This is a genomic window from Ammoniphilus soli (genome assembly GCF_040813775.1).
In genome coordinates this window covers 178,140-188,796 of record NZ_JBEGDL010000007.1, presented here as the reverse complement: position 1 = coordinate 188,796, position 10,657 = coordinate 178,140, and the positions used below count along the sequence as shown (strand labels likewise).

9 protein-coding genes are annotated in these 10,657 nt (G+C 46.5%); all 9 read right to left on the bottom strand.

Annotated features, from left to right (window positions below):
* Positions 1-249 carry a phosphoribosylformylglycinamidine synthase subunit PurS gene (gene purS / locus ABLT31_RS16140; RefSeq protein WP_367753372.1) on the bottom strand — a complete coding sequence of 83 codons (249 nt, stop codon included), beginning with the start codon at positions 247-249 and terminating at the stop codon, positions 1-3.
* Positions 242-961, bottom strand: coding sequence for a phosphoribosylaminoimidazolesuccinocarboxamide synthase (gene purC / locus ABLT31_RS16135; RefSeq protein ID WP_367753370.1), 720 nt, complete (start codon positions 959-961; stop codon positions 242-244). Before purC ends, purS begins: the two co-directional genes overlap by 8 nt.
* A 32-nt stretch (positions 962-993) precedes the next feature.
* Positions 994-2,289, bottom strand: a complete 1,296-nt coding sequence (gene purB / locus ABLT31_RS16130) for an adenylosuccinate lyase (RefSeq protein WP_367753368.1) — start codon at positions 2,287-2,289, stop codon at positions 994-996.
* Complete coding sequence (gene purK, locus ABLT31_RS16125; RefSeq protein WP_367753366.1) at positions 2,286-3,431, bottom strand: 5-(carboxyamino)imidazole ribonucleotide synthase; 1,146 nt, start codon at positions 3,429-3,431, stop codon at positions 2,286-2,288. Before purK ends, purB begins: the two co-directional genes overlap by 4 nt.
* Positions 3,428-3,913, bottom strand: a complete 486-nt coding sequence (gene purE / locus ABLT31_RS16120; protein WP_367753364.1) for a 5-(carboxyamino)imidazole ribonucleotide mutase — start codon at positions 3,911-3,913, stop codon at positions 3,428-3,430. Before purE ends, purK begins: the two co-directional genes overlap by 4 nt.
* A gap of 195 nt (positions 3,914-4,108) precedes the next feature.
* On the bottom strand, positions 4,109-5,476 hold the full coding sequence (locus ABLT31_RS16115) for an NCS2 family permease (protein ID WP_367753539.1): 1,368 nt from the start codon (positions 5,474-5,476) through the stop codon (positions 4,109-4,111).
* 181 nt (positions 5,477-5,657) lie between these two features.
* Positions 5,658-7,196 carry a glutamine-hydrolyzing GMP synthase gene (gene guaA / locus ABLT31_RS16110; RefSeq protein ID WP_367753362.1) on the bottom strand — a complete coding sequence of 513 codons (1,539 nt, stop codon included), beginning with the start codon at positions 7,194-7,196 and terminating at the stop codon, positions 5,658-5,660.
* A gap of 207 nt (positions 7,197-7,403) precedes the next feature.
* Entirely contained in the window at positions 7,404-9,524 is a 2,121-nt protein-coding gene (locus ABLT31_RS16105) for a transglutaminase TgpA family protein (RefSeq protein ID WP_367753361.1), read from the bottom strand.
* Positions 9,511-10,650: a DUF58 domain-containing protein gene (locus ABLT31_RS16100; RefSeq protein WP_367753359.1), complete on the bottom strand. Its 1,140-nt coding sequence runs from the start codon at positions 10,648-10,650 to the stop codon at positions 9,511-9,513. Before ABLT31_RS16100 ends, ABLT31_RS16105 begins: the two co-directional genes overlap by 14 nt.
* Between the last annotated feature and the right edge of the window lie 7 nt (positions 10,651-10,657).

The window sequence follows — 10,657 nt, the reverse complement described above, 5'->3', positions numbered from 1 at the left end:
TTAAACCTCCTGCAGCTCGAAACGATAGTCCTCAATCACGGTGTTCGCCAAAAGCTTTTCACACATTTCCTTGATGCGCTCTTCCGCCGCAGCCCTGTCGTTTAGCTTCACTTCCAGCTCCATATATTTTCCGATGCGCACATCTCCCACCTCATCGAATCCTAGAGAATGAAGAGATCCTTGCACGGCATTTCCTTGCGGGTCGAGTACACTTTCCCTTAACGTTACATAAACAGTAGCTTTAAACATGAGCTTCTCCTCCTAAGCGTCTTAAGATTTCCTCATAAGCCTCTTCTACACTTCCCAAATCACGGCGGAATCGGTCTTTATCCAGCTTTTCTTTCGTCTTGGCATCCCAGAAACGGCACGTATCCGGGGAAATTTCATCGGCAAGAATCACTTGTCCATCCTCGGTTCTTCCAAACTCCAGCTTAAAGTCCACCAATATAATTCCACGTTCAGCCATATAAGCATTCAAGATTTCATTGACTTGGAGCCCTACCTTCTTTAATTGGGCAGACTCTTCTTCCGTGGCTAGCTCAAGAACTGAAACATGGGCATCATTAATAAACGGATCTCCCAGCGCATCGTCCTTATAATAAAACTCCACAATCGGGTGTCGAAGTGGCGTTCCTTCCTCCATTCCCAAACGTTTAGCCAGGGAACCCGCGGCAATATTGCGCACGACAACTTCAATCGGGATAATAGTAACCTGGCGTACAATCTGCTCCGTAGGAGAAACTTTTTTCACAAAATGATTTTCAATTCCTTTTTCCTTCAACATGCTAAGGAAAATGGAGCTGATTTCATTATTTAACACGCCTTTGCCGGAAATCTTCGCTTTTTTCTCTCCATTAAAAGCCGTTGCATCATCCTTATATTCAATCCAGTAGTAGCCAGGTTCAGTGGTCTTATATACCTTTTTTGCTTTTCCTTCGTATAGCTGCTCTAACTTTTCCATAGCCGGATTCCCCTCCATTTGGGTGAAATGAATTAAGAGAGACCTAAACGTTCAAAGATCGTATCGACATGCTTTAAGTGCCAGTTATAGTTGAAGCAGTCATCCATTTCCTCTTTTGTCAGCATAGAAGTAACCTTGCTGTCTTCCTCCAGAATCTGGCGGAAGGAGCGCTGTTCTTCCCACGCTTGCATCGCTTTCGGCTGGACGGTATCATACGCTTCTTCACGGCTTAAACCTTTATCAATTAATTTAAGCAGCACACGCTGAGAGTAAATGAGTCCAAAAGTACGATCCATGTTGCGCTTCATGTTTTCCGGGAACACGGTCAGGTTCTTCACAATATTTCCGAAACGATTGAGCATATAGTTCAATAGAATCGTAGCATCTGGCAGAATCACTCGTTCTACAGAGGAGTGGGAGATATCGCGCTCATGCCATAGCGGAACGTTTTCGTAAGAAGAAACCATATAGCCACGGATCACGCGAGCCAACCCTGTCATGTTTTCGCTTCCGATCGGGTTGCGCTTATGAGGCATAGCCGAAGATCCCTTTTGCCCCTTTCCAAAGGCTTCTTCCACTTCTCTGGTTTCACTTTTTTGCAAGCCGCGCACTTCGGTAGCGAACTTCTCAATGGAGGTGGCAATCAAAGCGAGAGTTCCCATATATTCAGCATGGCGATCACGCTGTAAGGTTTGCGTAGAAATCGGGGCAGCTTCTAGTCCTAGCTTCTCGCAAACATATTTCTCAACAAATGGATCGATATTGGCATAGGTCCCTACCGCACCGGATATTTTTCCGAATGCAACACGCTTTGCGGCTTGATCAAAACGTTCTAAGTTGCGCTTCATTTCCTCTCGCCATAACGCAAGCTTCAGTCCAAACGTAGTAGGCTCTGCATGTACGCCGTGAGTCCGACCCATCATGACTGTATGTTTATGTTCTTTTGCTTTTTCCGTTAAGATATCAATAAAGTTAACAAGATCTTTTCTTAGGATTTCATTAGCTTGGCGAAGAAGATAGGAAAGAGCGGTATCGACCACATCGGTTGACGTTAAGCCGTAGTGAACCCATTTCTTCTCTTCCCCTAGTGTTTCAGAAACGGCACGGGTGAAAGCGACTACGTCGTGACGGGTTTCTTCTTCAATTTCATAGATGCGGTTGATATCAAACCCGGCATTTTTCCGCATGGTTTCTACATCTTCAGTTGGGATATGGCCAAGCTTTGCCCAAGCTTCACATGCCAGGATCTCCACCTCTAACCACGCTTGAAACTTATTTTGCTCGGTCCAAATGTTCGACATTTCCGGACGGCTGTATCTTGAAATCATATGGTAACCTCCATCTTTCTCCAAATTTCCAATTTATCGATTTGCTGCATCGCTTCTTCTACCGTTGATGCTAAAACATTCAAATGACCCATCTTCCGCTTCACTTTAGCTTCCGCTTTTCCATACAAGTGAAGCTTGGAGGAAACAGGCAATTGGCTTACTTTCTCTAACACCGGCTCGACATGCTCTCCAAGGATATTGACCATCACGACTGGAGACAGCATGGTCACATCCCCCAGCGGCAATCCGCAAATCGCTCGCAGGTGCTGTTCAAATTGGGAAGTCACACAAGCTTCCATAGTAAAATGTCCGGAATTGTGCGGCCTTGGCGCCAACTCATTGACCACGATCTTTCCCTCTTTTGTCAGGAACATTTCCACCGCAATCAAGCCAACAACACCTAACGCTTCGGCGATCTGCAAGGCGATTTCCTCTGCCCTCGCCGCCTGCTCCCCAGAGACGCGTGCAGGCACGATCGTTTGGTGAAGGATATTTTCGATATGAATATTTTCAGCTACAGGAAACGCCTTAACCTCTCCGTTGGTGCTCCTAGCAGCGATAACAGATAATTCTTTTTCAAAAGGAATGAACTGTTCAACGATGAGCTCTGCACCAGACCGGTTCAATTCCTCAAAGGCGCGCGGAACTTCTTCCATGGACCGGATCACCCATTGCCCCTTGCCGTCGTACCCGCCCGTTGCTGTTTTCATGACGCAAGGCAATCCGAGTTTGATGACAGCCTCTCTTAGCTCCTCTTCACTGGCTATGACTTCAAAGGGCGCTACAGGAACGCCATGACTGTGAAGAGTCGATTTTTCTCGAATCCGATTTTGGGTAATCTTCAACAATTCGCTTCCTTGCGGGACAAACGAGGTTTTCTCTAATTGTGCAGCAACTTCTGCATCCACATTTTCAAACTCATAAGTCACCACATCACACAACTTGGCAAACTCCTCCGCGGCGCGAAGATCGGAATACGCAGCAGTGACCTGCCGGTCAGCTACTTGTCCGCAAGGAGAATCGGGGGTGGGGTCTAAAGTGACGAAACGATAGCCCATATTCCGACCAGCCAAAGCTAGCATTCTTCCTAGCTGGCCGCCTCCCAACACACCGATCGTTGATCCTGGCTTTATCATTTTCATGGAAGCTGCCCTCCCTCCATGACGCTTTCCCGCACTTTTTCACGTCTTTCTACGAATCGTTGCTGAATTTCCGGATACTTAATCCCAAGAATTTGAGCAGCCAACAAGCCAGCATTCGTCGCTCCGGCCTTGCCAATAGCTACAGTAGCCACCGGAACCCCACCTGGCATTTGAACAATCGATAAAAGGGAATCCAAACCGTTCAATGTGGAAGATTTCACTGGAACACCAATAACCGGCAGCTCCGTTTTTGCTGCCACCATGCCCGGCAGGTGAGCCGCTCCTCCTGCCCCGGCAATGATAACCTCAATCCCTCGTTCTCTTGCCGTAGAGGCGTATTCAAACATATAATCAGGCGTCCGATGAGCCGATACCACCTTTTTCTCATACTGGATCCCTAAATCATCTAAAACGTTACAAGCATCCTTCATGGTTTCCCAATCCGAGGTACTCCCCATGATTACACCTACAAGGATATTCATGTTCAAAATCCTCCTACGCACGAATAATTCATTTTTAGTAAACCATAATTTCCGAAGAAAAACAACCTTATATGCGTACTTTTATGTAATTCATATGATTTAATGTTCGTGTTTTGGTTACCTCCAGTTTTTTTTTAGCATTTCTGTCCATAAAAATAGGCATCTCTTTTTAAGATGCCCAATCTCTGCCATATATTAGTGTAACCAACCAAAATAAATTAAGAAGACGAAGAATAAGAAGTACATTATTGGATGAACATCTTTTCCTTCTCCCTTGACAAGCTTCGTTAATGGATAAAGGATAAACCCTAGCCCAATACCTGTCGCAATACTAAACGTGAGCGGCATTAGGATGACAGTAAGAAAAGCCGGAGCTGCTTCTTCAATTTTATCCCACTCGATCTTCGCTAAGTTGGAAGCCATCAATATCCCCACAACAATCAAAGCCGGAGCTGTAACAGCTGGAATAATAACAGCAAGCAGCGGCGAGAAAAACAAGGAAATTGCGAAAAATCCCGCTGTCACGACAGAAGCGAAGCCTGTTCTCCCCCCAGCAGCTACCCCTGCTGAGGATTCCACATAAGAGGTGGTTGTAGACGTACCCAATACAGCTCCTGCAATGGTAGCCACAGAGTCAGCCGACAAAGCCTTTCCCGCTCTTGGAAGCTCATTATCCTTCATGAATCCGGCTTGGCTGGCTACACCTACCAAGGTTCCTGCTGTATCAAAGAAATCCACGAACAAGAAGGTAAAAATAACGATCAGCATTTGCGGAGACAGCATAATTGACATATCGGTCAAAGGACCAAATAAAGCTCCAAATGTCGGGGCAATGCTAGGGATCGGAGATACAATCGCAGCCGGAGGCTGGACGATCCCAAAAATCATGCCAACCACTGCGGTAAGGACCATCCCGTAGAAAATCGCGCCTGTGACCTTTCTTGTCATTAATACGACAGTAAGCACAAGCCCGAAATTCGCCAGTAAGGTACTCCTGACTTGCTCTAATTGAGCTGGCTCCATTCCTTCCTTATAGTGAAGGTGACCGAGAGCAACATAGGTAGCTGGATCCGCTATGATGATCCCAGCATTCTTGAAGCCGATAAACGCGATAAACAGCCCAATACCTGCAGAGGCTGCTAATTTCAATCCACTCGGGATAGAATTAATGATCGTTTCCCGTATCCCTGTGAAGGTGAGAAGCAAGAAGATAATCCCGGATATAAATACCCCTGCTAACGCTTGCTGCCAAGGAATTCCCATTGTCAAAACAACCGTAAAGGTAAAGAAAGCGTTCAGTCCCATTCCCGGAGCTAAGGCTATGGGGTATTTAGCGTATACACCCATAATTAGCGTACCAATGACGGCGGCTAGAGCTGTCGCAACAAATACGGCATCCTTATCCGGATACAACCCTTTTAGATCTGGCGGCAGATCCGCACCACTCAGCATAAAGGGATTGACCGCTAAAATATACGCCATGGCCAAAAAGGTCGTTAGCCCTGCAATAAACTCGGTCCGAAAATTGGTTCCATGCTTCGCAAACTCAAAATATCTGGCTATAGCAGATTGATCCCGAACGTTCGCCGATTTTTGATTCTCCATAATCAGCAGTTCCTCCTAATGATTAAGAAATATAAAGACTATCGCTAAACACGAACATTAGTTTAGCAATAGCCTTAATCACAGTCAATGGATTTATAATATTATCTTTATATATTTTCTACAACATTCGGTTTAGGATTTATTCCCACTCAATGGTCGCTGGTGGCTTGGAGGTGATGTCATAGACCACACGATTCACATTCTCCACTTCATTGACAATTCGCACTGATATTTTCTCCAGGATATCATAAGGTATACGGGCCCAGTCTGCCGTCATCCCATCAATTGATGTTACGGCACGTATTCCTACAGTATAGGAATACGTTCGGCTATCCCCCATGACCCCTACGCTTTTCATATCAGGCAGGGCGGTGAAGTATTGCCAGATTTCACGATCCAAACCAGCTTTTTGTATTTCATCACGCAAGATCGCATCAGATTCCCGAACAATCTCCAGCTTGTCTTCCGTAATTTCCCCAATTACACGGATCCCTAGACCAGGTCCTGGGAACGGCTGTCGCCAAACGATTTCCGCAGGCAAGCCTAACTCTTCTCCAACCTTACGGACTTCATCTTTAAAAAGAGTTTTCAGCGGCTCGATAAGCTTGAGCTTCATGTCTTCCGGAAGTCCGCCTACATTATGGTGCGACTTGATCGTCTGGGCGGTCGCCGTTCCGCTCTCCACAATATCCGTATATAAGGTCCCTTGGGCTAAGAAGTCCATGCCTTCCAATCTGCTCGATTCTTCTTCAAACACATAAATGAACTCGTTTCCGATGATTTTCCGTTTCTTTTCCGGATCAGAGACCCCTGTGAGCTTGGAGAGAAATCTTTCCTTGGCATCGATCTTAATGACCTTCATATGGAATTTTTCACCGAACGTTTCCATCACACTTTCCGCTTCGCCTTTGCGCAGCAGCCCATGATCGATGAACATGCAAGTCAGCTGATCCCCGATGGCCTTATGGATCAAGACTGCAACCACTGAGGAATCTACCCCTCCGCTCAAAGCGCACAACACTTGCTTGTCCCCTACAGTTTCACGAATCTCGGATATCATTTGCTCGATGAAATTTTCCATCGACCAGTTTCCTTCGCAACCGCAAATGTTAAATAGGAAATTCCGAATCATTTCATTTCCGTACTCCGAATGGCGAACTTCAGGATGGAATTGAACCGCGTAGAAATTTTTCTCCGGGTGGCTCATGGCGGCAATGGGGCAATGCTCGCTGCTGGCATCGATGCGGAAGCCCTCAGGCGTTTCCACCACCAAGTCGCCATGGCTCATCCACACATTCTGTTCCTTGTCCAAATCGCCGAAGAAAGGGCTATCGTTAGTCACGCTGATTGCGGCTTTTCCATATTCCCGCTTGCTGGCTCTCTCTACTTTACCCTTCAGGTGATGGGTCATCATCTGCATGCCGTAGCAAATCCCTAAGATCGGGAGCCCTAAATCATAAATCCTTTCATCTGCCAAAGGAGAATTCTCTGCATAGACGCTGGCAGGGCCTCCCGAAAAAATAATGCCCTTCGGATTCAATGCCTGGATCTTTTCAATCGGTGTATTGAAAGGAAGCAACTCACTATAAACCCCTAGATCCCTTACTCTTCTAGCAATCAATTGATTGTATTGGCCGCCGAAATCCAGCACGATCACGATTTCATTAGGTCTTTCCATATTCAAATCCTCCTAAGATGATATTGCGACTGACGTTAGGAATAGGTTCCCCTTTTCTCCCAAAAACATAAAGCCGGTTTCCCCTGATTGTAAAGATCAGGAAGAATCCGGCTGGATCAAATTTCCCTTTTCCTGACATTCACCCTGTCGAGATATACTAACGTTCGACTTTTGACGAAATCATTCTACCAAACAACGGTAAAATGTTCAAGAAAGGAAATGACGTATGAATTTTCTTAATATAGACTTATTCTTCTTTACCTCTGGCTCTTCCCATGAATGCTGCCCATAGACATGCTTCTCAAAAGAGGCGGTGAGGTCTTTCAGTTTTTCTTTACTTTCGGTATTAATCCCGATTCGCGTAACATACTCCTGCAGGGATTCTCCCTCCTGCCTGCGAGAAAAAGTGCTTCCAAGGGCAGAAAGAACAGCCAAATAAAGCTTAGCCACCCCCTCCGCGTTTTCCACGCGCTTCCCTTGCTGATAGAGGTACCAAAATCGAAGCTGGGCTTTCTTCCTGACCAACACAAACAGACCAACAGCTAAAAGCAACGCGAACGCAGAAAGCCAAATCATGCGGTAGTTGATCCATGGTCCGCCCGTCCCCAAATTTTCTTCTAGCTTATATAGCTGGTCTGCCATTTCTTGGGAAGTTGGAGGAATCATGGCACTGGCCGGGACATCTTCTGGCTTTTCCTCATTTACCTCGACATCCTGCTTTGTCGGGTGGCTAAAGCCTGGGGTCGGTTCGAACGGGATCCACCCATAGCCTGAAAAGTACACTTCAACCCAAGAATGGGCGTTCTTGTTTCTTATAGCCACTTCATAGTTTTGCTCATCCTTGAGGATCATATCCCCCGTGGAGAACCCCTTCACGTAACGGGCTGGAATGCCAGAAGCCCTTAGCAAGACAGTCATGGACGAAGAAAAATGATCGCAATAACCCTTTTTTGACTCAAAAAGGAACTGATCTACAAAATCTTGTCCTTCATGCAAATAAGGGACATCCAATTTCTCATACTGATACCCGCCCAAGTGCTTGAGATATTGCTGGATCGCATAGGATTTGGAGTAGGGATCCTGGTGCCCCTCGGTGATCTCCTTTGCCAATTGGCGAACTCTGGCAGGCAGCCCGAGCGGCAGCTGGAGATAGTCCTGGATTTCCTCAGGGTAGTCGGTAGAAGATTGCTTTAGCCGTTCTTCATTAATTAAGGGAATGCTAATGAGCGCCTCATAGCCTGCTACATACTGATCATCTCGCGTATATTGCACCTTGATCTCATGATTTCCCGTCGTATACAGGGAGATCGGCTGCGGTGACAAGGATTTGACCTCTTGAATTTGCCCGCCGTAAAAAAGGAGACGATAACGCGGATTCTCAAATGTCACCTTGGTTAAAACCTCTTTTTCGTCCATCTTCATATTCTCGACTAGCGGTTTTAATCCAAGGTCTCCCGTCATTTTTAGGATGCTGGTTTGTCCACTTACATCCTTCCATTCGGATCCCGTATAAATACTTCTGGATTCCCCGCGCCAATAGTGCTTTTCTGAGGTTTCTGCACGGAAAACGACCGTATCGTCGTCGACGAAAGGCCCCCCTAGTCGGCTGTCGCGGCTTTCATACCCTACCTTCTGCTGGACAGCCCCTCCTTGCTGCAGCCAAGCAAAGCTTTGGCTAACGGCTTCCCTTGGTTTAGGGACCGCATAAGCGAGTGACGTCATCGCTGCGATAAGCACAAGGGACACAAGCATCCAATGCAGGCGGTTGTATTTTCCTATGGCTTTTTGGACACCCCATCTTTCCACTGTACGAAGCTGCTGAACCGCCAGCAGCAATAAGCTAAGGAACACAACGCGGATGACAGCTTCCTTGACTTCATAAATGGTAGTCACATCCATGATGGCAAGAAATACTGCCGTAGATATACTTAGCCAAAGAGCTTGGTTCCGCGCTATAACGGCACGGTAAACAATGTGGACTACCACCCACAAAAGCAGAATAAAAACAAGGGAACGAACAAAGCTGGTGGTTAAAGCAAGCTCTCCTAATCTGAGCTTTTCATAGTTAAAAGCCATCTCCATCCGGGCATACTCTACCCACGTTCGCTCGTCCGTGTAAGGCTGGTAAAGATAAAATAATAACCCTAGAGATCCAGCAAGCTTGAATATACCGCTCACTAGGATTGGGAGCTTCACCATAGATACCGCAGAGAACCAGCCCAAGAGCCACAGGAATACGTCAAAATTCTTAAATTCTACTAATAAAGGCAAGGGACGCAGCCATTCCCACAGGACAAAAAAAACTAAAATTCCCCTAAGCCCATACACGGTGTAAAATCACCCCGCTTCCTTGCAGCTTATTCATCATGCGATGAGACTCCTCCGACTCTTCATTCGATGAGCAAAAAAGCTCAACCTTGGTTTGCTTATGAGCCAGCTCCGCCAATAGCAAACTTAACGAACGATCAATCCGGCCTGTTACAATGGCTAGCTGAGCCCCTCGAGGCAGCAGGGGTAAAGCTTGTTTTACCAAGTCTTCCACCCCTGCTTTCCCCTCGGCTTGCAGGGCAGACAATTCCTCCAATACACGGTAAAAATCATGGCCCTGAGCCCCTTCGAGCATCTTGGCTTTTCCAGGGCTTCCTTCTATAAGGAGAGCAAATTTCAACTGCTTTTTAAATCCCAGATTACTTAGACTAGCTGCCGCCTGTATCGCTTTCTCAAAAGAGCGGCTATCAGGATAAGCCCCCTGTCTTGAATCTAAGAAAACGGCAAAATATTGAGAAACCTGGTACTCAAATTCCTTTGTCTTTAACGTTTGGCTTTTTGCGGTTGCTTTCCAGTGAATTTGATTAAGCCGGTCACCAAATGCGTATTCACGGATGCCCACGACCGAGGTCAGCTCATCCGAGTGTCGCCGGGCTATAGAGGCTTGCCCGCTTTTTTGTCCATCCTTTGCCGTCCACTTTTGCAGCAAGTCATACTTCGGATAGACCAGAAAGCGGTCCGTCAGTTTTATAGTCTTTTCTGCTTTAAAGATGCCGAAGAGATCCCCGCAGACTACCGTGATTTCCTTTAAGTCATAGGCCCCTCGGGCTAACTGGGGGAGTTCAAAGGTGATATCGATCTCTTTTTTAAACCACGGAAAAAAAACCTGGCCAGGAACAGGGGGCAGATTGCCTGGCCATAATTCATGGACGGCATACCATGCAAGAGGAAAGCGAAACCCTCTAGCCAGCTTGATGGTCACGACTTGCGTTCCTCCAGCCTGCAGCCGTTTCTTGGCCACCAATCTCGTAATATTCAGCTTATAAAAACTAGTAAGAAAAACCATTCCCTCATAAAGCATTAAAGCCGCGAGGATGGAAAAAATAAACGTGCTTGCAAAGCCCGGATGCCATCCCTTGTAAACGTAAGAGAGAAGCGTAAAGAAAGCTAAGATCGCGAGATTCATGGTTCCC